Source organism: Halorubrum sp. SS7, assembly GCF_005435055.1.
In the GTDB taxonomy this organism is placed as follows: Archaea; Halobacteriota; Halobacteria; order Halobacteriales; family Haloferacaceae; genus Halorubrum; species Halorubrum salinarum.
Window position 1 is genome coordinate 1 of sequence record NZ_SGXV01000005.1, and the last position, 21198, is coordinate 21198.

Below are 21198 nucleotides of genomic sequence, written 5' to 3' on the forward strand. Positions count from 1 at the left end.
GCCCGCGTCGTGGAGGATCTCCGTCAGCTCGCTCATCTCGCGCATGAACGTCGACTGGCCGCCCGCGATGTCGTCGGAGGCGCCGACGCGGGTGAACAGCCGGTCGAAGACGGGGAGCGACGCCGCCTGCGCGGGGACGAACGACCCGGTCTGCGCGAGCACGACCGCGAGCGCGACCGACCGCATGTACGTCGACTTCCCGCTCATGTTCGGCCCCGTGATCACGGCGACCGAGCCGCGCGGGAGGTCCGCGTCGTTCGGCACGAAGTCGTCCTCGGTCCGCTCGACGACCGGGTGTCTGCCGCCCTCGATCGCGACGCCGGCGTCCGGGTCCTCTCGCAGCTCGGGCCGGACGTAGTCGCCCCCGACCGCGACCGTCGCGAGCGAGGTCAGGGCGTCGAGTTCGGCGAGCGCGTCCGCGAGCCCCTGTATCCGCTCGGTCTCCGCCGCGACGCGCTCGCGGACGTCGGCGAACAGCTCGTACTCTAAGGCGTCCGCCCGCTCCGCGGCGCCGACGATCTCCTCCTCGCGCTCCTTCAGCTCCGGGGTGACGTACCGCTCGCTGTTCTTCAGCGTCTGCCGGCGCCGGTAGTCGTCGGGGACGCGGTCGAGGTTCGCGTCGGTCACCTCGATGTAGTAGCCGTGGACCTGGTTGTGGCCGACCGACAGCGAGTCGATCCCGGTGCGCTCGCGCTCGCTCGCCTCCAGGTCGGCGACCCACTCGCGGCCCTCGCGCTCGGTGGCGCGCAGGTCGTCGAGGTCGCCGTCGAACCCCTCGCGTATCACGCCGCCCTCGGTGATCTCCTGTGGCGGGTCGGCCGCGATCGCCGCGTCGATCAGGTCGCGGACCTCGCTCAGCTCGTCGAGCCGGTCGCGGAGGTCGCCGAGGTGGTCGGTGCGGGGGAGTGCGTGGCCGTCGGCGTCCGCGTCGGCCGATCCGTCGGCGTCGCCCGCCGTCTCGTGCCCCTCGTCCGCCCCCGCGAGCGTCGCCTTCAGCTCGGGCACGACCGCGAGCGTCCGATGGAGCGAGCGCAGGTCGCGGGCGTCGGCCCGGCCCCGCGAGACGCGGCTCACCAGCCGTTCGAGGTCGTAGGCGGTCGCGAGCGCGTCGGCGACCCCCTCGCGGGCGAGGCTCCGGTCCGCGAGCTCGCCGACCGCGTCGTGGCGGCTCCGGATCACGTCGGCGTCGACGAGCGGGCGCCGGAGCCAGCGCTCCAAGCACCGCCGGCCGAGCGCGCAGTTCGTCTCGTCGAGCGCGTCGAACAGCGTGTCGCTCGCGCCCAGCCCGCGGTTCTCGAACAGCTCCAGGCTGCGCTGGGCGGCCGCGTCGAGCCGGAGCCGGTCGCGGGGATCGTACCGCCGGATCCGGGTCACGTACCCGAGCGGCCCGTCGTCGCCCTGCGTGTACTCGGCGTACGCCAGCACCGCGCCGGCCGCCCGCAGCTCCGCGTCCGCGTCGAAGCGACGGTCGGGGGCGGGGAGGTACGGCTCCAGGCGCTCGGTCGCCCGCCGGCGGTCGAACGCGCGGTCGTCGTAGTCGTGGGTCGTCCACCCGCGCTCCGCGTCCGCGGGGTCGAAGTCGGGGGCGTCCGGGCCGGCGATGAGCTCCGCCGGCGCGATCCGGTCCAGTTCGCCTGCGACCGCGTCGCGGTCGCCGGACGTGACGAGGCACTCGCCGGTCGAGACGTCGACGGCGGCGAGGCCGACGGTCTCGGAGGAAGGGTCGGCCCCACCGCCGGCCCCGCCGCCCCCGTCGGCCGCCACCGCCGCGACGTAGTTCGTCGTCCCGGATTCGAGGAGGTCGTCCTCGACGACGGTGCCGGGCGTGATGACCTCGGTGACCGCGCGGTCGACGAGGCCGGACGCCTGCTCGGCGTCCTCGACCTGGTCCCCGAGCGCGACGCGGTAGCCCGCGTCGAGGAGGGATTCGAGGTACGGCGCGGCGTTATCGATGGGGATCCCGGCCATTGGGTAGTCGCCCGTCGAGTCGGACCGCTCCGTCAGCGTCACCTCGCAGACGCGTGCGACGGTCTCGGCCGCCTCGCAGAACGCCTCGTAGAAGTCGCCGACCTGGAACAGCACCAGGGCGTCCTCGTGGGCGGCACAGAGGTCGGCGTACTGCGAGAGCATCGGCGTGAGCTCCTCGCGGGCGGCCGCGATCCCTGGCGGCAGCCCCGTGGCCGTCTCTCGGTCCGCCGGTTCCATACCCCGTGTCCGGGCGGCCGCGGGCATAAACGGTGCGGAGCGGCGCGGACCGCCCCGGTCGAGCCCTCGCCGGCGGCGAGAGCCTTACGGTCCTCCGCCCCCGAATACGGCCGTGACGAACCGAACGATCGTCGTGGGGCTCGCCGGGGCGTTCGTCGGCATGACGGCGCTGCTCGTGATCGGCGGGATCGTCCTCCACCCGATCGCGCTGGCGCTGGCGCTGCCGTTCGGCGCCGTCTCCTACTTCCTCTGGTACCACGCCACCGGGCGCCTCCACGACCAGGCCCGGCGGTCTGCCGAGGCGGCGGGCCCGACGGAGCGCCAGCGCGCCAGGCAGCGCGCCCGCGCCGAGGCCAACCGGGAGCGCGCGTACCGCGCCGCCGGCACCGACGGCGGTCGCGGCGCGACCGGGCGGCGGGGCGGCGCTCGCCGACCGGGCGGGGCCGGCGACCCCCGCGACCGCGCCCCCGCCGCCGACCGGATGACCGAGCGCGAGGCGTACGAGACGCTCGGGCTCGACCGCACGGCCGACAGCGAGGCGGTACGGCGGCGGTACCGCGAGCGCGCGAAGCGGCTCCACCCGGACGGCGAGGACGGCGACGAGGACGACTTCAAGGAGCTCAACGAGGCGTACGAGGTCCTGAAGGAGTGACGCGGAGCGCGCCCCGCGGCGACCCCCGATCGCGGCGGTCCGCGACCGCGACGGAGGCGCCGCGGCTCACTCCGCGCCGAGCGCCGCGGCGACCGCCCGCTGCGCCTCGTCGCGCTCGGCCCGCGTGTTGACGTTCGTGAAGGTGCGGTCGGTCGTCAGCGACCGGATCGCCGCGTCGTCGACGACCGTCTCGTTCACCCGGTCAACCATCGCGAGCACCTTCCGGTCGCCGCGGTCGAGCGCGCGGTCGCAGGCGTCCGCGGTCGGGGTCGTCTCGTAGACGGCCTGCGTCGTCTGGTACCAGCGGTCGTCGAGCCGCGGCACCGCGGCCTCGACGCCCGGCTCCGCAGCCAACTCGCGCAGCGCAGCGAGGAACGACGGGTCGACGAACGGCATGTCACAGGCGACGACGACGGCGTACCGGTCGGTCGCCGCGCGGCAGGCGTTCCGGATCCCCGCCAGCGGGCCCAAGTCGGGCTCCTCGTCGAGCGCCCAGCGGACTGTGAGCGGGGCCCTCGACAGGGCCTCGGCGATCGCCTCCCGCTGGTCGGGGCGGCAGTTGACGACGAGTTCGTCGACGACCGGGTCGCCGCCGCTCGCGCGGTCGGCGCCGGGCGGCACCGGGTCGTCGGTCCCCGCGAGCCGGTCCGCGACGCGGCGGATCATCGGCACGCCGGCGACCGGCGCGACGGCCTTGTCGGCGTCGCCGAAGCGCGTCGAACGGCCGCCGGCGAGGATGGCTCCCGTGGTCACGGCCGCGGCTTGGACGGCGGGGGACTTCGCGGTTGCGGTGGTCGGGCGGCGGGGCGATCGGGCGACCCGTGAACGGGGGTTTCGACCGGTCCATCCACCCGAAAGCGACCCGTTAAGTGTCCGGCGCCCCAACTGATATCCATGCCAGAGGCCACGGATCTGGAGGAACTGAAGCGCGGGACCGAGCTGGTCAAGCGCGGCTTCGCACAGATGCAGAAGGGCGGCGTTATCATGGACGTCGTCAACCGCGAGCAGGCCCGCATCGCGGAGGACGCCGGCGCGGTCGCCGTGATGGTCCTCGAACACGTCCCGGCGGACATCCGCAAGCGCGGCGGCGTCGCGCGGATGCCCGACCCCGAGCGCGTCCCTGAGATCATCGACGAGGTGTCGATCCCGGTGATGGGCAAGTCCCGGATCGGCCACCGGAAGGAGGCGGAGATCCTGGAGTCGCTCGGCGTCGACATGATCGACGAGTCGGAGGTCCTGACGCCCGCCGACGACGAGTACCACACCGACAAGCGCGACTTCACGTCGCCGTTCGTCTGCGGCGCCCGGAACCTCCCCGAGGCGCTGCGCCGCATCCGCGAGGGCGCGGCGATGATCCGGACGAAGGGCGAGGCCGGCACGGGCGACGTGAACCAGGCCGTCAAGCACCAGCGCACCATCAAGAACCAGATCCGGACGCTCAGCGGCCTCAACTACGAGGAGCGCGAGAAGTGGGCCCGCGAGCACGGCGCCCCGCGCGACCTCGTCCACGAGACCGCCGAGGCGGAGCGGCTCCCGGTCGTCAACTTCGCCGCCGGCGGCATCGCGACGCCCGCCGACGCCGCGCTCATGATGTACCACGGCTGCGACGGCATCTTCGTCGGCTCCGGCATCTTCGGCGCGGAGGACCCCGAGGCGATGGGCACCGCCATCGTCGAGGCCGTCAACAACTGGGACGACCCCGACGAGCTCGCCCGGATCGCGAGCGGCACCGGGAAGGGGATGAAGGGGCAGTCCAACGAGGACATGAAGGAAGAGGAGAAGCTTCAGGGCCGCGGCGTTTAGACGGGCGTTCCGACTACACAGCGGTTTTTCTCAGTTGAACTGCGGCGGCGCGAACCAGAGCGCCGTTCGAACGCCAAGTAGCTCCGGGCGGGTCGGCCTCTCGGCCGCCTCAGTTCCGCAGCGCCTCGACCGGGCGCTCGTTGGCCGCCTTCCACGCCGGGTACGCGCCGCTGACGATCCCGACGCCCACGCCGAACACGAGCGCGAGCAGGAGGTAGTAGCCGTTCGTCGGGTCGATCACGAGCGCGGCGTCGACGGCCGGCGTCGCGAGGACGAGCCCGGCGACGAGCAGGACGGTGAGGAGGGTGCCGGCCGCGGCGCCGGCCGCGCCGATCAGGCCGGCCTCCGCGAGCAGGACGCGCAACACGTCGCGCCGGGCGACGCCGACCGCGCGCATCACGCCGATCTCCTGACGGCGCTCGACGGTGCTCATCAGCATGACGTTGAGGATCGAGACGCCGGCGACGACCAGCGAGATGGCGCCGAGCCCGAGCAGGAACGTCGAGAGCAGGTCGAAGAACTCGTTGATCTCGTCGACGAGGGCGGCCAGTTCGAACAGGTCAACGCGCTCCTCGCGGGCGTTCACCTCCTCGCGGATGGCGTCGGCGGCCGCGCGCGCCTCGGCGCCGGAGTCGGAGATGACGAGCGCCTGCGCGTAGCCGTCGGCCGAGAACGCGGACTCGGGGAGGAAGACGGCGTCGTCGGGCGCCACCGGGCTGAACGTCTGGCTCTCGACGAGCACCGCGATCACCCGCACCTGCGAGCCCGCGATCTCGACGGTGTCGCCCGCGCCGGCGTCGAGGTCCGCGGCGATGCCCGCGCCGAGGATCGCCCCCTGCCGGTGCCGCTCGGGGAGCCGCCCTTCGGCGGCCTCGTACGCCAGCGCGGGCTCCTCGACCCCGTACACGGTCGCGAACGTCTGGTCGCCCTGCCGCGCGACCGTGGCGCTGTCGGAGTACAGCGGGACGACCGCGGGCTCGCCGACCGCGCGCCGGATCGACGCCACGTCCGCGTCCGACAGCGACTCCACGCCGGCGTCGGCGTTCGGCGAGACGACGACCTGCGTGCCGATGTCGCCGATGGCGTCGTCGGCGCCGAGCGCCAGCACGTTCCCGAAGATGCCGAGCGCCGCGACCGCGAGCACGCCGATACAGACCCCTAACACCGCCAGCACCGTCCGAACGCGGTTGCGCCGCAGGTTCCGCGACGCCATCGACACCGCGGGGCGCCAGCCGCGGAGCCAGCCGGCGGGCCCGCTCGGCGCTCGTCCGTCGCCCTCGCTCATCGGTCGTCCCCCGTCTCACCCTCCGGCAGCCCGCCGGTCAGCACGCCGTCGGTGAGGTCGACGACGCGGTCGGCGTACTCCTCGACGAGCGGGTCGTGCGTGACCGCGACGACGGCGACCCCCTCGGCCTTGACGCGTTCGAACTCCGCGAGGATCGACTCCCCCGTCTCGGTGTCGAGGTTCCCCGTGGGCTCGTCCGCGAGGAGCACGTCGGGCTCGTTGATGAGCGCGCGGGCGATGGCGACGCGCTGCTTCTGTCCGCCGGAGAGCTCGCTCGGCTCGTGGTCGAGCCGGTCGCCGAGCCCGAACCGCGCGAGCAGGTCGGCCGCCCGGCCGCTCGCGTCGCCGGGGTCGAACGCGGTCGGCATCGCGACGTTCTCGACGGCCGTCAGCGTCGGCAGCAGGTGGAAGTCCTGGAAGACGAACCCGATCGACTCCTTCCGCGCCCGGGTCCGCTCGGCGACGGAGAGGTTCGTCACGTCGGTCCCGTTCAGCAGGCGCCGGCCCGCGGTGGGGTCGTCGAGCAGGCCGAGCACGTTCAGCAGCGTCGACTTCCCGGAGCCGCTGGGGCCGACGACCGCGACGAACTCGCCGGGCCGGACCGCGAAGTCGACGTGATCGAGCGCGACGACCGGCTCGCCGCCGCCGCTCGGGTAGCGCTTCACCACGTCCCGCAGCGCGACGCCGAACTCGCCGTCCCCTGCGGGGCCCGTCGTTCGATCGACCGCACCGGCAGCGTCTACGGCGTCGCTCGGTGTATCGGCCGCGGCGTCCCCGCTCACGGCGCCGACCCGCCGCGTCGCCGCCCCGTCGACCCGCCGATCCGTCCGGTCCTGACCGCGAGGCCGACCGCGCCGGCCAGGCCGACGAGCGCGAGGCCGCTCGCGACCGCGCCCGCGGCGCCCACGCCGCCGACGCCGATCCGACCGAGCGTGCCGCCGCTCTCCCCGTCGTCGTCGGCCTCGGGCGCCGCCACCGTCAGGGTCTCCGTGTACCGGACGCCCCGCTCGGTGTAGGTGACGCGGATCGGTATCTCGTCGGCGACGGAGGCGTTCACCGCGGTCGTCAGGTCGAACCCGACGAAGTCGCTCGCGCCGAGGGTGCCGACGAAGTACTCGCCGCCCGCGGCGGTCGGCTCGACGCCCGGCGCGTCGCCGACCGAGACGACCGCGCCGGTCATCTCGCCGCCGCCGGCGTTGCCGAGGTTCGCGTCGACGACGACGCCGTCGGCGGTCTCCCGCACGGTCGCGTCGGTGACGGTCGGCGCGGCCTCGCGGACCGGGTACGTCACCGTCGACTCGGCGGCGCGGTCGGCGCCGCGGTCGTCGAACCGGTCCGTGTCGGCGCGGAAGGCGGCGGTGACCGTCACCTCCGACCGCCGGTCGAGCGGGCCGAGGTCGACGATCACCCGCCGCTCCTCGCCGGGCGCCACGTCCTCGACGACGAACGGGCCGACCGAGACGGTCCGCTCGTCGCCGTCGACCGCGGTCCCGACCGCGCGGAGGCTCACCCGGTCGGCGGTCGTCGTGCCGGTGTTGACCACCGTCACCTCGACGGGCGAGTCGGCGATCGGGGGCGCGTCGCCCTGGCCGCCCGCGTCGCCGGTGTCGAGGCCGCCGCCACCGCCGAAGATCCCCTGGATGCCGCCGACGCCGAGGTCGCCGGCCGAGCTCTCACTTCCCTCGTCGCTCTGGAGGTCCTCGGGGTCGAGCGCGCGGGTCCGAAGGTCGAGCGCGACCTGAGTCGGTCGGACTTCGATCACGGTGTCCCGGCTGACGGTCACGAGATCGCCGCTCGTCGACTGGTTCGCGACCGCCTCGACGGTGAGCCGCTTCGCGCCCGGCTCGTCGAACGACGTCCACAGCGTCGCGTCGAGCGAGTCGCCGGCGGAGAGGGCGCCGACGCCCGAGACGCTGTCGAGCACGTCGCCGTCGGCGTTCCGGACGCGGACCGTCGTGACGTTGGCCGCCGCGTCGCTGCCGCCAGAGTTCGAGACGGTGACGTTCAGCGCCGTCCGCTCCCCGACGGTCGGATCGCTCGGGGAGATCCCCACCTCGCCGACGGTGATCCGCGCGTCCGGGACCGCCGCCGCGCCGCCCGCCGCGAAGGCCCCGCCGATCGTCGCGAGAAGGGTCACGGCGGCCAGTAGCGCGGCCGTGGATGGTGTTCGAGTCAATGTCATACCATCTACGCGATACCCGTGGATATATCCGTCGGCGACGGAGGCGAGGCCCGCGCCGCCCGGCCCGCGGTTTCGGCGGCCTCCGAGACGTACCGGTTACGGATGCTTTTTCAACGGCCCGACGTAAGTAGTGGTAATGAGCGAACGCGACACCGCGCGAGCGGGTGATGGGCGATGATGGGGAACAACGACCAGCAGGCGTACGACCGCGGCACGTCGCTGTTCTCGCCGGACGGGCGCATCTACCAGGTCGAGTACGCCCGCGAGGCGGTCTCGCGCGGCGCGCCGAGCGTCGGCGTCCGGACGACCGACGGCGTCGTGTTCGTCGCGATGTCCCGCCCCTCCTCGTCGCTGATGGAGGCCGAGAGCATCGAGAAGCTCCACAAGCTCGACGACCACGTCGGGACCGCGAGCGCCGGCCACGTCGCCGACGCCCGCCAGCTGATCGACCTCGCGCGCCGCCAGTCGCAGGGGAACCGCCTGCGCTACGGCGAGCCCGTCGGCGTCGAGACGCTGACGAAGTTCGTCACCGACCACATCCAGGAGAACACCCAGCGCGGCGGCACGCGCCCCTACGGCGCCGCCCTCCTCATCGGCGGCATCGACGACGGCGAGCCGCGCCTGTTCGCGGCCGACCCCTCGGGCACGCCGAACGAGTGGAAGGCGACCGTCATCGGCGGCGGTCGGCAGGATATCCAGGGTCACCTCGAAGACGAGTGGCGCGACGACCTCTCGCTCGCGGAGGGCATCGAACTCGCGGTCGCGGCGCTGGCCGCTCACGACGACGAGTTCGAGCCCGCCGACCTCGCGGTCGCGACCGTGACCGAGGCCGACGGCTTCCGGACGGTGCCGGTCGAGGAGGTCGAGACCGCGTTCGAAGCGGCCGGCCTCGACGCCGACGACGAGGCGGACGCCGACGACGAGGCCGACGAGTAGCGACTCCTCGGCCGGGTCGCGTTCGACGCTCGGCGGCGGAGTGCGCGGAATTGTATGTCCTACACACAACACTTTTAGCGGCGGAACGCCTTACCTACGACGTAAAATGCCCGATTCGATGTCCGAACAGCTCCAGCGGGACATGGAGTGCGAGGGGTTGCTCGAGTGTTTCCACGGCCTGAAGCAGTTGGACAAGGACTGTTACCAGGCGCTCGTGTCGGCCGACAAGGCGCTCACGATCGACGAGGTGGCCGAGCGCGTCGACAGGGAGCGCTCGACCGCCTACCGCGCGGTCCAGCGGCTCCTCAAGGCCGGCTTCATCCAGAAGGAGCAGATCAACTACGAGCAGGGGGGATACTACCACGTGTACCGGCCGACCGACCCGTCGCAGATCGCCGACGACATGCAGCGGATGCTCAACGACTGGTACGCGAAGATGGGCCAGCTCATCGGCGAGTTCGAGGAGAAGTACGACCGCCCCGAGCGCGCCGCGGTCGAGAGCTGAGGCGGGGCGCGTCCCGACTGACGACCGCAACCGCGACAGCGACGCGGACCGGTGGCGTTACGCCGTTCGAGGCCGCACGACCGGTATGGCGACGACCGTCCGCTGTGACGACTGTTCGTACGAGGAGGCGTTCGACTCCCTCCGGCGGGCGCGGACGGCCGTGAGCGAACACGAGCGCTCGACCGGCCACGCGGTCGCGTGGGAGATCGAGTCGCTGGCCGGCGGCGTCGAGCGCGCCGGCGCCGACGCGGGCGTGTGCGGCCGGCCGGAGTGCGCGAACCCCGACTCGCCGCTGCTCGACCGCGACGCCGCGCGGGGGGTCGACCCGGACGACTGACCGGGCGGCCCCGTCCGTCCGCGGCGGAGGTTTTTGGTTCCGCCGCCCGGAGCGAGAGCCGATGTCACGAGAAGTCGTCTCACACCGCGACGGCCACGTGTACGAGTTCGGTCCGGAGATGGACCCGATCTACGAGGCCGCGGACGGCGAGTCGCTGACGATCGAGACGGTCGACAGCCTGAGCGGCGCGATCCAGGAAGCCGACGACCTGCTCGACGCGATCCCGGAGGAAGTCAACGCCGCGACGGGGCCGATCGCCGTGGCCGGCGCGAGCCCGGGCGACGTCCTCGCGGTCGAGATAGAGGACGTGCGCGTCGCGGAGGACCGCGGCCGGGTGCTCACCGCTCCCGGGTTCGGACTCCTCCAGGACGACCCCGAGATCGACCACCCGGCGACGCGAATCACCGAGGTCGACGCCGACGCGGAGGCGGTCGACTTCGAGGGGATCGACGTGCCGATCGAGCCCGTGATCGGGACGATCGGCGTCGCCACCGACGGCGAGACGGTCTCGACGCTCACGCCCGACGACCACGGCGGGAACCTCGACACGACCGACGTGACCGGCGGGACGACCGTCTACTTTCCCGTCTTCCAAGAGGGGGCGATGCTGGCGCTGGGCGACGCGAAGGCCGCGATGGCGGACGGCGAGATGTGCGGGACGGGCGCCGAGATAGCGGTCGAGGTCGACGCGACGCTGTCGGTGATCGAGGACCCCGCGGTCTCGCCCGACCGCCCCCTCCTCGACACCGGTGACGCGGTGAAGACGGTCGCGAGCGCCGAGACGATGGAGGCGGCCGTCGAGCTGGCGAACGCCGACATGCTGGACCTGCTTTCGCACCACCACGGGTTCTCGCGCACCGAGGCGTACCTCTTCTCCAGCCTCGTCGGCGGCCTGGAGGTCAGTCAGGTGGTCGACCCGCAGGTGACGGCGCGGAACGCGGTGCCGAGCGAGTACCTCTCGCTGCCGTTCTGACCCCCTACACCGCGGCCTCCTGGGTCGTACTCGTCGCGTCGGCCGGCCGGCCTCAGCGCTCGGACCGCTCGGCGAACCGTCGCGCGGCGTCGCTCAGGCCCCCGTCGGTCGGCGTCTCCGCCCGCTCCGACTCGGCGGCCTCGCCGGCCTCGGCCGCCGCCTCTTCGTCGGCGTCGGTCGCGTCGGTGTCGGTGCCGACCCCTTCGGCCTCCCCGGGTACCGCGTCGGCGCCGTCTCGGGCGGCCGCACCGTCGGCGCGGTCGGCGGCCGCCCCCTCCCCGACCTCGGCCGGGTCCGCGTCCGGCGGATAGCTCAGTTCGGCGGGGGGGACGAAGGCGGTCTCGACCGCGCGGACGATCTCGCGGACCTGCGCCTCGTCGAGGCGGTCGGCGTACGCCTCGCGGACGAGGTCCGGGACCGCGTACGCGTAGTGGCCGCGGCCGGCGTGGCGGATGAGCCCCGCGCGCCGGATCGGTCGGTGGCGGCTGTAGGCGTGCCCGGAGTCGCCGTCGCCGCCGGCGTCGATGTGGGCCGCGACCGGGTCGCTGGCGCCCTCGCGGCGGTAGTGGCGGAGCATGCCGCGCGAGAGCTCCGGGAGCGCCTCGATCCGCGAGCGCAGCTCCTCGATCACCGCCTCCCGGGTGCCGAGCTCGATCGCGTCGTCGAACCGGAGCGCGCTCTCGGCCACGTCGTCGCGGGTGACCGGGTCGACGTCGTCCGGCGGGGCGGGGTCGGACTCGGCCGCGGGTTCGGCGTCCGCGGCGTCGCCGTCTGCGGCCGCGGCGTCCGGATCCGACGAAGCGCCGTCGGCGGACGCGGCCGACTCCGCGTCTCCCTCGGCGCCGCCGTCAGCGGAGGGCGCCGCCTCGCTCGCGGGCTCGTCGTCGCCCTTCGTGGCGGCGACCGCCTCGTCGTACGACTTGAGTACGGACTGCTCGTCTTCGCCGTCGTCTGTCTTGCCGGCTGAGCGCTCGGCGCCGACCCGGGCCCGGCCGCCGCCGCCCCGGTACGGCGCCTCGGCCTTGCCGAGGAGCGCCTGCGCGAACTGGTCGGCCATGTCGCTCAGGTCGCGGGCCTCCTCCAGTTCGCGTTCGAGGTCTGCGATCCGGCGGTCCTTCTTCTCTAACTCCTGCTTGAGGTCGGCTATCTCGGACTCGCGACGCTCCTTCTCGTCGGAGATCGACTGGAGCTCGCCGACGAGGTCGCTGGAGACGGACTTCAGCTCGGGGCGCTCGAAGTCGTCGAGCCCGGGGGTCGCGCCCGCGTCGAACGTCTCCTTGCGGTGGAACTGGATCCGGCGGATCGACTCGTCCCAGTCGGTCATGAGGAAGGCCTCGCCGTCGCCCAAGTCCTCCACCGCGCTCGCGTACTTCGACCCGAGGATGCGCCCGACCACCTTCGTGTCGTTGTCCCACGTGAGCCGGTGCCAGCAGAGCCAGTCGCACTGGGTGATGAAGTCCTTCTTGACGTCGGCGGGGCGCTGGCTGATGCCGACGATGCCGAGGCCGTGTTTCCGGCCGCGCTTGCCAACCTTGATCAGCATCTTCCCCGTCTCGTCCATCCCGCCGCCCTCGGGGATGTACTCGTGGCACTCCTCGATGACGAGGAGGAAGGGCTTCTTCATCCGCTTCTCCTTGGCGAACAGCTGTCTGACGACCGCCAGGAGGAGCTCGTTTGCGGTCTCCTCTTCGAGGTAGCCGGAGACGTCCAAGATGATCGGGACGTTCTGGTCGAGCGCGAGCGTCGCGAGCTTCTCGGCGTGTTCGGGGGAGACGACGATGTCGCACTCCTCGTCGGCGCCGGCGTGGAGGATCTCGTACTCCTCTTTCAGGCCGTAGTACTCCCCGTCCGTGTCGACGATCATCACGGGGAACCCGTTGTCGAGCAGGTTCTCGATGACGACGCTCGCGGTGTTGCTCTTCCCGGACCCGCTTTTGCCCGTGATAAACGAGCGGCCGGTGAGCACGTCGACCACCGGGAGCTCCACCGGCGCGCCCGGCTCCGCCGTCGCGTCGCCGCCGATCCCCTCGCTGACGTCCGCGACGTGGATCGTCTCCTCCTCGCTCATACCCGTGAGAGGTGGCGCCCGCCTCATAAACCATCGCCTCGCCCGTCGGCCTCCACAAGACGTATGCCGTCTCCGGGAGTCCGACCGCACATGGACACGGACAACGCCCTCCTCAACGCGGTCGTCGGCGCGATCGCGTCGGCCCTCCTCTCGTTCACCGGCATCTCACCCCTCCTCGGCGGCGCTGTCGCCGGGTACCTGAACGGCGACGACGGGCTCCGGGTCGGCGCGCTCTCGGGCGCGATCGCGTCGATCCCGATCGTCGGACTGCTGCTGCTCGCGCTGGTTGTGCTCCCGTTCCTGGGGCTCTTCGGGTTCCCGCTCGAAGCCGGGCTCGCGGCCGGCGGCGTGTTCCTGGTCGCCGCCCTCATCGTGTTGGGCGGCGTCGCTTACAGCGTGGTGTTGAGCGCCCTCGGCGGGCTGCTGGGCGTGTACGTAAAAAACGAGCTGTAAGTCGATCGCTGGCACTGATACGTAGCCGAATCCGGACCGGCGGAGAACGCCGCCAAATTACCACCCCGCACGGCACCTCACGCCTCCCCAGCCTCGTCAGTCGCCTCCGCTTCGCTCCGGCGACTGACTCCAGCGAGGGACCGAAGGTCCCTCTGGCAGCCGGCGCTACGCGCCGGCGACCTCGCGCGTGCGGTTCGCGCCGCGCTGCGGCGCTCAGCGGCACGCGCCGACCGCACCGTTCAGTTATGAATGAAATGTGTGAGAATCGGCTCGCGACTCGGCGGAGACGCCTCAGTGCTCGCCGCCCGTGCCGCGCCGGTCGGAGTCGAGGTCGATGTCGAGGTTCTCGAGCAGTTCCTCGGCCTCCTCGCGCTTCTCCTGGTGGTCTTCGAGGAACTCGCGCATCAGCTCGGCGGCTTGCTCCTTACAGCCGCCACAGAGGCGCTCGCCGTTGACGCACTCCGAGTACACCTCCTTGGTCAGCTCGTCGTCGTCGCCCGCGAGCAGGTAGGCGTACAGCTCGTAGACGGGGCACTCGTCGGCCTCGCCGCCGAGTTCGCGCTGCTTTTCGGCGGTGTCGCGGCCGCCGGTCGTCGCTGCCTTCACCTTGTCGTAGCCGTCTTCGGGGTCATCGAGCAGCGAGATGTGGCTCGCCGGGATCGACGAGGACATCTTCCCGCCGGTGAGCCCGGTCATGAACCGGTGGTAGATCGAGGAGGGCTGCCGGAAGCCGAACCCGTCGTGGTCGATCTCGACCTCGCGGGCGACCGACTCCGCCTCGCCGCGGGTGAGGTCGAAGGCGTCGACGTGGCCCTCGAACACGCGCTTCTCGCCGTCGACCGCCTCGATCAGCGCCTCGAACGCCTCGTCGGTCGCGTTGCGGTCGAAGAAGCGCACTCGGGGGCGGAGCGGCTCCTTCCCGCCGGCTTCGAGCTTGTCGAGCGCGGTCGCCTTCGCGGCCGCGAGGTCGACGCTCTCGCGGTCCGACTCCGGGGGCTCGTAGTTCGCGAGCCACTCGGCCGCGTCCTCGCAGCGCACGTCGGGGTCGTCGCCGTCGGCGGCGCGATCCGCCGCGAGAGCGTCGTAGGCCGCCCGGACGAGCTGCCGCTCGTCGTCGTCCAGCTCGAAGGAGGCGAACGCCTCGGTCACCTTGAAGTAGCGCACGCGGGTCGCCAGGTCGCGGGTGAGCCGGACGTGGGGGTCCTGGTCCGGGCCGACCGGGATCACCGTGGGCTTCGGCTCGTCGACGAGCTGGGGGTAGAGGATGTCCGCCGTCTGGGTGATCACGCTCTGCATGTGCGAGATGTTGGTCTCGCCGTCGAAGCCGTAGATCGCCTCGAACTCCGAGAAGTTCGCCTTCGAGCCCAGTTCGAAGCCGAGGTCCTGGACCTCGCGGTTGTCCGACTGGCGGTAGATCTCGCCCTCTTCGGCGTCGAAGCCGAGCGCGAGCAGCGAGAGGAGGTAGTTGCGCGCGTGCTCGTCGATCTCGTCCCACGACATGCCGCGCGCCGAGTGGGCTTCGAGGTCGGCGATGAGGCCGAACGCGTCCCCGCCCATCTCCTGGTGCCAGATGATCTCGTCGAACACGAGCTTGTGGCCGATGTGCGGGTCGCCGGTGGGCATGAACCCGGACAGCGCCGCGAACGGCTCGTCGTTCGCCATCGCCTCCGCGACCGCGTCGTACTCGCGGTGGCCGAAGATGACCCCGCGGCGCATCAGGTAGTGCGGGTCCGGGACCTCGTCGGCGACCTCGTCGAACGCCTCGATGCCGAACTCCTCGAACAGGTCCGCGTAGTCCCCGACCGACGCCGACCCCCACGGGTCGAGCGCGACGTCCTCGGTCGGCTCGTCCGCGCGCTCGGTCCCGCCGTCGGTCCGGGGGGCCGTCGACGGCCCGGGGGCGGGGTCGGACCCGCGCCCGTCGCCGCCCGGCGTCGCCCCCTCGGGGGTGTCCTCGTCCATACCACTCCTCCCGTCGGTCGACGCAAAAACCGTTCGCTTGCGCGAGAGCGGTTCCCACGCCTCGGCGGGCGGGCCGACCTCACCGAAACGGACGACCCCGCCGACAGGCGAGCCCACCGGACGGCGTCACGCCGCGTGCGCCACCAGCCGCGTCGCGGTCGCCTTCCAGCGGATCGACACCGGGTCGCCGGGAGCGAGGCCCAGGCGCTCGATGCTCTCGGCGGTGATCAGCGCGGCCACCTCGACGTCGTCGGAGCCCTCGGCCGCCCCGACCGCGATCCGGACCGTCGACACCGTCTCGCCGGGGTCGACGCGCGAGACGCGGCCGGCGAGGCGGTTCCGGGCGCTCGTCGCGTCGGGGTCCACCGCGTCGGCCGCGTCGTTGATCGTGACGGCGTCGGCGCCGATCCGGACCTGGACCGCGTCGCCGACGGACACTCCGCTCCCGTCGCCGTCCCCGACGCCGCCGCTTTCGCTTCCGCCGCCCTCGTCGTCCCCCGTTCCCCCGTGAAGCCCGGACAGTTCCCCGACCGCGGTGTCGACGACCGCGAGCTCGCCGTCGACGGCCGTCACGGTCCCGTCGAGCACCGTCTCCGGGACCGCCGCGGCCGCCGCGAGGACGGCCTGGAGCCGGTCGTAGCGGTCGAGGAGCGCGCGGCCGGACGCGGCGAGCCGGCTCCCGCCGCCGCCCTCGCCGCCGCGGCGCCGCTCCACGAGCGTCCCGTAGGCCTCCTCCAAGGCCTCGATCCGCGAGAGGGCGCGGGCGCGCGAGCGGCCCAGGTCGGCGGCCGCGCCCGCGACGGACCCCGCCGCGTCGACCGCGCGCAGTAGCGCCGCGTCGCGGCCGTCGAACTCGACGCCGTCCTCGATGAGCGCGGCCCGCCCGCGTCCCGCCGCCGCGTCCGGCCCGACCTCGGTCGGCTCTCCCATGCCCGGAGGATGCCCCCGGGCCGTCATGGCGTTTTCGCCCGGCGCCCCCCCTCGCCCGTCGCAGCGCGGAAGTTATATGTGGCGTCGACCCACCGTTGTATCTATGCCGATACAACGGAGGCGGTTCGTGGCCGCGCTGGGCGCCGGAGCGATCGCGAGCACCGCGGGCTGTTCGTCGACCAGCGGCGACGACGGCGGCGGCGGGAACGGGACCGACGACGGCGGGAGCCCCGCCGAGTCGGTCGGCGTCGCGGGCGAGACGCTGACGCTCACGACGACGACGAGCACGTACGACACCGGGCTCTTAGACGAGATCCACACGGACTTCGAGGAGATGTACGGCGTCACCGTCGACGCCGTCGCGCAGGGGACCGGCGCGGCGTTAGAGACCGCCCGCAACGGCGACTCGGACATCGTGATGGTCCACGCCCGCGGGCTCGAAGACGAGTTCATGCGGAACGGGTACGGGGTCAACCGCCGGGACCTGATGTTCAACGACTTCGTGATCGTCGGGCCCGAGAGCGACCCGGCGGGAATTCAGGGCACGGGCTCCGCGACGGAGGCGCTCACCGCCATCGCCGAGGCGGAGGCGACGTTCGTCTCCCGGGGCGACGAGTCCGGCACGCACACGAAGGAACTGAACCTCTGGGAGGCGGCCGGCACGGATCCCGGCGGCGACTGGTACCAGGAGACCGGCACCGGGATGGGCGAGGCGCTGAACATCGCCAACCAGCAGGGCGCGTACACGCTCTCCGACCGCGGGACCTTCATCTCGCAGCGCTCGGAGATCGACCTCACGATCCTCGTCCAGGGACCGATCGAGGACGGGCCGGAGATCCTCTCGAACCCGTACGGGGTGATGGCGGTCAACCCCGGGGTCCACGAGAACGCCAACTACGACCTCGCGATGGCGTACATCGGCTGGATCACCAGTCCGGGGGTCCAGGAGGCCATCTCGGAGTACCAGGTGAACGGCGAGCAGCTGTTCTTCCCGGAGGCCGTCTCCGAGGACCCGAACTTCCAGCAGTACGTTCCGGAGGGTTGGAGTAGCGAGAGCGACGACGAGTAGTCGTGCCGTTCGAAGCGACCGTCCAGTCGGTCCCGGCGCTGCTCGACGCCGCCGCGCGGCCCGCGGCGTCGCTCCTCGGCGTCTCGTTCAGGGACGGGTACGTCGGGAGCGTCATCGCCGTCTCGCTGTACGTGAGCCTGACCGCGGTGGCGCTGAGCACGCTCGTCAGCGTGCCGGCCGCCGTCGCCATCGGGCTCACGGAGTTCCCTGGCAAGGGGTTCGTGAAGTCGGTGGTCAACACCGGGATGGGGTTCCCCAGCGTGGTCGTGGGGCTCGTCGTGCTGTTCGCGGTCTCGAACCAGGGGCCGCTCGGATCGCTTGAGCTGATCTTCACCCGCGAGGCGATGATCATGTCGCAGTTCGTCCTCGCGACGCCGCCGATCACGGCGATCAGCCTCGCGGCCGTGAGCGGCGTCGACGACGGGGTCCGCGACGCGGCCCGCGTCCTCGGCGGGACGCGCGTCGACGTGGCGCTCGTCGTGATCAAGGAGGCGCGGTACGGCATCGCGACCGCGGTGCTGGCCGGGTTCGGCCGCGCGATAAGCGAGGTCGGCTCCGTCCTCATCGTCGGCGGGAACATCACGAGCGCGGACGGCATCTCGAAGACGCGCACCCTGACGACGGCGATCCAGCTCGAAGCGCGGCAGGGGCAGTACGAGACCGCCATGGTCCTCGGCGTCGTCCTCGTCGCGCTCGTGTTGACGGTCAACGCGATCGTCGTCCGCTTCGGCGACCGGGGGGTGGCGGGCTGATGCGCCGGGAGGTGACGCGGTGACGCTCCGCGTGACGGGGGTGACGGACTGATGCTCCGCGTGACGGACGTGTCGCACGCGTACGGCGACGAGCCCGTGTTCCGCGACCTCTCCATCGACGTCGAGGCCGGCGAGGTCGTGGGGATCATCGGTCCCTCCGGCGTCGGCAAGACCACGCTACTCCGGACGCTCGCGCTCTCGCTGGAGCCGGACGAGGGGACCGTGACGCTCGACGGGACCGACGCGTGGGCGGTCGACGAGGCGGAGCGGCTCGCGCTGCGGCGCCGCGTCGGGATGGTGTTCCAGGAGGCGAGCCTCTTCGGCGGGTCGGTCGCGCGCAACGTCGAGTACGGGCTCCGCGTCCGGCGCTCGTGGGGCGACCGGCTCGCCTCGGTCCTCCGCCTGAACGGCGCCGCCGACGCGGTCGAGGAGTCCTTGGCGGTCGTGGGGCTCGAAGGCAAGATCGACCAGCCGGCCGACGCGCTGTCGGGCGGCGAGGCCCAGCGCGTCTCGTTCGCCCGGGCGCTCGCGTACGACCCCGATGTCCTGCTGCTCGACGAGCCCACCTCGGACCTGGACCCGCGCAACACGGCGGTCATCGAGGAGGCGATCGGCGAGGCGAAGTCGCGGGGGATCGGGGTCGCGCTCGCGACCCACGACATGCACCAGGCCGAGCGCGTCGCGGACCGCGTCGCGGTGCTGCTCGACGACGGGATCACGGAGGTGGGGCCGACCGAAGCCATCTTCGAGGACCCCGAGAACGAGCGCACCCGGAAGTTCATCTCGGGCGAGTTGGTGTACTGATTCGCGTCGCGGAGAGCCACCGACCGAGCGGCGTCAGCCGTCGACGCCGAGGTCGAACGAGAGTCGGACCGCGTCGCCCGCGTCGGCGTCTCCCGGATCGACGACGTGCTCGCCGGCCGCGAACCCGTCGTGGAGGTGGTCGTAGGTGCGCTCTATCGCCTCCACGATCACCTTCGTGTCGCCGGTGACGGGCATGAAGTTCGTGTCGCCGCTCCAGCGCGGGACGACGTGAGTGTGGAGGTGGTCGATCGAGCCGCCGGCGGCGTCGCCGCCGAGGTTCTGCCCGGTGTTGACGCCGTCGGGGTCGAGGTCGCGGCGCAGCGCGGCGAGCGTCGCCGCCTTCAGCCGCGCGTGATCGAGGAGCGTCGCGTCGTCGAGGTCGGTCGGGTCCTCGACGTGGGCGTCCGGGATCACCATCGCGTGGCCGGGGTTGTACGGCGCGTTGTTCAGGATGACGTAGTTACGCTCGCTCCGGGCGACGATCCGCGCCTCGCGGGCGTCCTCGCGCTCGGGCAGGACGCAGAACGGGCAGCCGTCGATCGGGTCGGCGTCGCGCTCGACCCACTCGATCCGCCACGGCGCGAAGATCCGGTCCATCAGTCGTCGAAGCCGTGGATGCCCGCGGTCGTCACCTCGACGCCGTCCTCGGTGACGAGGAGGGTGTGTTCCGCCTGGCTCACCAAGGCGTCGTCGTCCTCCTTCAGGACGGGGTACCCCTTGATCGCGTTCGCCTGCTTGAGGCGGCGCAGCGCCATCTCGGCGCGGTCAGTCTCCAGCCACCGCGCCGCGAACGGGAGGTCGTCGAACCCCTCGATCTCTTCGAGGGCCTGTCGGGCGCGCCGGTCGCGGACGCTCGCGGAGCCCTGCTGTTCGAAGATCTCCTCGTCGGTCCCCTCGCCGACCTTCCCGCGGCCGTCGGTGGCGAACGGCTCGATCGCGACCGCCTGCCCGGGCTCCAGTTCGACCGAGCGGTCGACGCCGCGGTTCGGCACCGTGGGGCCGGTGTGGGCGTCGTAGCGCTCGACGCCGTGCCCGGAGAGGTTGAGCACCGGCGTGTAGCCGTACCCGCGGATCACGTCCTCGATCGCCTGCCCCACGACGCCGACCTCGACGCCCGGGCCGGCCTCGTCGAGCGCGGCCTCCAGGGCCATCTCGGCGGCCTCGACCAGCTCCGGGGTTCCGGTGTGGTCGACCGTCACCGCGGCGTCGGCGATGTAGCCGTCGACGTGGACGCCGACGTCGAGACACACCATCTCCTCGCCGAACTCCGTCTCGTCGCCGCGGCTCGGGGTGGCGTGGGACGCCTCGGGGTCCACGCTAACGTTCACCGGGAAGGCGAGACCGGCCCCCTGCTCGCGGACGAAGTCCTCCGTCCACTCGGCGACCTCGAGGTGGGTCCGGCCCGGTTCGACCATCTCGCGGGCCTCGTTCATCGCCTCGACCAGCACCGCGCCGGCCTCGCGGTAGCTCTCGACCGCGCCCTCGTCCAGAGGTCCGTGACTCATGGACGCGGGTTCGGCGACCGCGCGCAAAGAGGTTGCGGAGAGCGCTCGACGCCGCGAGAGCCGAACGACCAGTTGGCCGGTGCTCAGGGGCGCGTGATCTCGACGTGCCACTCGTCGTCGGCCGGGTTCGCCGTCTCGTGTTCGAACCCGCGCTCCGCCAGCACGTCGTACAGCGGCACCGGCTCGAAGCCGTTCACCAGACAGAGCGACTCCCCCTCGTCGAGGCCGTCGAGCGCGGCCATGATGTCGCCGAACGGCTCGCCGTCTATCTCGCGGGCGTCCAGCCGCTCGTCCGCGTCGTCGAACGGGTCGGAGCTCATGGGTGGGTCGTCGGTTCCCGCGGTGATGTAACTCCTCCCGAAATCGTTCGGGAGGGACCGTCGAGCGCCGGGACGCCGCTCGAACATGTTCGCTCGAAGACGGACGGGGCCCGAGCGCCTCGGACGAGACATGGCGAGCACACCGTCCGACCCCGACGACGAACACGACCACGGCGCCGACCCGGTGACCGACCGCGTCCACGAGAACTCCTGGTCCGCGAACCTCGAAGGCCCGGAACACGCCGCGGACCGCGACCTGCTCGTGCGACAGGCGGTCGACGCGGTCGAGCACACGGCCGCGGGCAACCACGTCAACCTCGTCGCCCACGGCGACCACGGCCACCCGGAGGAGTACCTCTTCGGGGCGCTGGAGTCGGCGTTCGGCGACGCCGTCAACGTAGAGTACGTCGAGCAGTGCGGCTGCGGCGGCCACGTCGTCCGGGTCCACGTCTGAGCG

At 72.4% G+C, this 21198-nt stretch carries 22 protein-coding genes; 11 read left to right on the top strand and 11 right to left on the bottom strand.

Translation table 11 applies throughout. The features are described from left to right. Positions 1-2205: DNA mismatch repair protein MutS (gene mutS, locus EXE44_RS07105; RefSeq protein ID WP_137716567.1), on the bottom strand; the 2205-nt coding region annotated here is incomplete at its 3' end. Positions 2206-2317: 112 nt separating this feature from the next. Here mutS and EXE44_RS07110 point away from each other — a divergent pair. Next, the gene (locus tag EXE44_RS07110; RefSeq protein WP_137716568.1) at positions 2318-2857 is read left to right on the top strand and encodes a DnaJ domain-containing protein; all 540 of its coding nucleotides are present in this window, start codon (positions 2318-2320) and stop codon (positions 2855-2857) included. Positions 2858-2923: 66 nt separating this feature from the next. Here the strand turns inward: EXE44_RS07110 and EXE44_RS07115 are convergent, their stop codons facing one another. Further along, entirely contained in the window at positions 2924-3610 is a 687-nt protein-coding gene (locus tag EXE44_RS07115) for a molybdenum cofactor guanylyltransferase (protein ID WP_137716569.1), read from the bottom strand. Between the two features lie 141 nt (positions 3611-3751). On the opposite strand from EXE44_RS07115, the gene pdxS reads away from it, so the two are divergent. Continuing rightward, entirely contained in the window at positions 3752-4660 is a 909-nt protein-coding gene (pdxS, locus tag EXE44_RS07120; protein ID WP_137716570.1) for a pyridoxal 5'-phosphate synthase lyase subunit PdxS, read from the top strand. Positions 4661-4769: 109 nt separating this feature from the next. Here pdxS and EXE44_RS07125 read toward each other — a convergent pair whose 3' ends face one another. From EXE44_RS07125 to EXE44_RS07135, 3 genes are read right to left on the bottom strand one after another with little or no spacing between them, the layout of a single operon-like run. Beyond that, positions 4770-5945 carry an ABC transporter permease gene (locus EXE44_RS07125; protein WP_137716571.1) on the bottom strand — a complete coding sequence of 392 codons (1176 nt, stop codon included), beginning with the start codon at positions 5943-5945 and terminating at the stop codon, positions 4770-4772. After that, positions 5942-6727, bottom strand: a complete 786-nt coding sequence (locus EXE44_RS07130; protein ID WP_394348225.1) for an ABC transporter ATP-binding protein — start codon at positions 6725-6727, stop codon at positions 5942-5944. The genes EXE44_RS07125 and EXE44_RS07130 overlap by 4 nt, the downstream gene beginning before the upstream one ends. Then, positions 6724-8127: a hypothetical protein gene (locus EXE44_RS07135; protein ID WP_137716572.1), complete on the bottom strand. Its 1404-nt coding sequence runs from the start codon at positions 8125-8127 to the stop codon at positions 6724-6726. The genes EXE44_RS07130 and EXE44_RS07135 overlap by 4 nt, the downstream gene beginning before the upstream one ends. A gap of 174 nt (positions 8128-8301) precedes the next feature. Here EXE44_RS07135 and psmA point away from each other — a divergent pair, with 174 nt between their 5' ends. From psmA to EXE44_RS07155, 4 genes are all read left to right on the top strand, one after another. Beyond that, positions 8302-9063: an archaeal proteasome endopeptidase complex subunit alpha gene (psmA, locus tag EXE44_RS07140; protein WP_199241190.1), complete on the top strand. Its 762-nt coding sequence runs from the start codon at positions 8302-8304 to the stop codon at positions 9061-9063. Between the two features lie 106 nt (positions 9064-9169). After that, positions 9170-9568, top strand: coding sequence for a helix-turn-helix domain-containing protein (locus EXE44_RS07145; RefSeq protein WP_137716573.1), 399 nt, complete (start codon positions 9170-9172; stop codon positions 9566-9568). Positions 9569-9653: 85 nt separating this feature from the next. Continuing rightward, a complete protein-coding gene (locus EXE44_RS07150) occupies positions 9654-9905 on the top strand; it encodes a hypothetical protein (protein WP_137716574.1) in 252 nt (83 codons plus the stop codon). A 61-nt stretch (positions 9906-9966) separates the two neighbouring features. Further along, positions 9967-10878: an acetamidase/formamidase family protein gene (locus tag EXE44_RS07155; protein ID WP_137716575.1), complete on the top strand. Its 912-nt coding sequence runs from the start codon at positions 9967-9969 to the stop codon at positions 10876-10878. 52 nt (positions 10879-10930) lie between these two features. Here EXE44_RS07155 and EXE44_RS07160 read toward each other — a convergent pair whose 3' ends face one another. Continuing rightward, the gene (locus tag EXE44_RS07160) at positions 10931-12946 is read right to left on the bottom strand and encodes an ATP-binding protein (protein WP_137716576.1); all 2016 of its coding nucleotides are present in this window, start codon (positions 12944-12946) and stop codon (positions 10931-10933) included. A 90-nt stretch (positions 12947-13036) separates the two neighbouring features. Here EXE44_RS07160 and EXE44_RS07165 point away from each other — a divergent pair, with 90 nt between their 5' ends. Continuing rightward, the gene (locus tag EXE44_RS07165; RefSeq protein ID WP_121562805.1) at positions 13037-13399 is read left to right on the top strand and encodes a DUF5518 domain-containing protein; all 363 of its coding nucleotides are present in this window, start codon (positions 13037-13039) and stop codon (positions 13397-13399) included. A gap of 291 nt (positions 13400-13690) precedes the next feature. Here EXE44_RS07165 and EXE44_RS07170 read toward each other — a convergent pair whose 3' ends face one another. Beyond that, positions 13691-15361 carry a tryptophan--tRNA ligase gene (locus EXE44_RS07170; RefSeq protein WP_137716577.1) on the bottom strand — a complete coding sequence of 557 codons (1671 nt, stop codon included), beginning with the start codon at positions 15359-15361 and terminating at the stop codon, positions 13691-13693. A gap of 126 nt (positions 15362-15487) precedes the next feature. Next, the gene (locus tag EXE44_RS07175) at positions 15488-16291 is read right to left on the bottom strand and encodes a TOBE domain-containing protein (RefSeq protein WP_137716578.1); all 804 of its coding nucleotides are present in this window, start codon (positions 16289-16291) and stop codon (positions 15488-15490) included. A gap of 103 nt (positions 16292-16394) precedes the next feature. Between EXE44_RS07175 and EXE44_RS07180 the strand changes: the two genes are divergently transcribed. Genes EXE44_RS07180 through EXE44_RS07190 form a run of 3 tightly spaced genes read left to right on the top strand, consistent with a single transcriptional unit; the run spans position 16395 to position 18916 of the window. Next, a complete protein-coding gene (locus tag EXE44_RS07180) occupies positions 16395-17360 on the top strand; it encodes a substrate-binding domain-containing protein (RefSeq protein WP_137716579.1) in 966 nt (321 codons plus the stop codon). Positions 17361-17362: 2 nt separating this feature from the next. Further along, the gene (locus EXE44_RS07185; protein WP_137716580.1) at positions 17363-18112 is read left to right on the top strand and encodes an ABC transporter permease; all 750 of its coding nucleotides are present in this window, start codon (positions 17363-17365) and stop codon (positions 18110-18112) included. A 51-nt stretch (positions 18113-18163) separates the two neighbouring features. Beyond that, on the top strand, positions 18164-18916 hold the full coding sequence (locus EXE44_RS07190) for a phosphate ABC transporter ATP-binding protein (RefSeq protein WP_137716581.1): 753 nt from the start codon (positions 18164-18166) through the stop codon (positions 18914-18916). A 33-nt stretch (positions 18917-18949) separates the two neighbouring features. Here EXE44_RS07190 and EXE44_RS07195 read toward each other — a convergent pair whose 3' ends face one another. The 3 genes from EXE44_RS07195 to EXE44_RS07205 form a co-directional block, all read right to left on the bottom strand. Then, entirely contained in the window at positions 18950-19513 is a 564-nt protein-coding gene (locus EXE44_RS07195; protein WP_137716582.1) for an HIT family protein, read from the bottom strand. Next, positions 19513-20421 (bottom strand): type II methionyl aminopeptidase, encoded by a 909-nt coding sequence (gene map, locus EXE44_RS07200; RefSeq protein WP_137716583.1) that lies wholly within the window; start codon positions 20419-20421, stop codon positions 19513-19515. The genes EXE44_RS07195 and map overlap by 1 nt, the downstream gene beginning before the upstream one ends. Before the next feature lie 83 nt (positions 20422-20504). Beyond that, the gene (locus EXE44_RS07205; protein ID WP_137716584.1) at positions 20505-20741 is read right to left on the bottom strand and encodes a DUF2249 domain-containing protein; all 237 of its coding nucleotides are present in this window, start codon (positions 20739-20741) and stop codon (positions 20505-20507) included. 130 nt (positions 20742-20871) lie between these two features. Here EXE44_RS07205 and EXE44_RS07210 point away from each other — a divergent pair, with 130 nt between their 5' ends. Continuing rightward, entirely contained in the window at positions 20872-21195 is a 324-nt protein-coding gene (locus EXE44_RS07210) for a CGCGG family rSAM-modified RiPP protein (RefSeq protein ID WP_137716585.1), read from the top strand. The last annotated feature ends 3 nt before the right edge of the window (positions 21196-21198 follow it).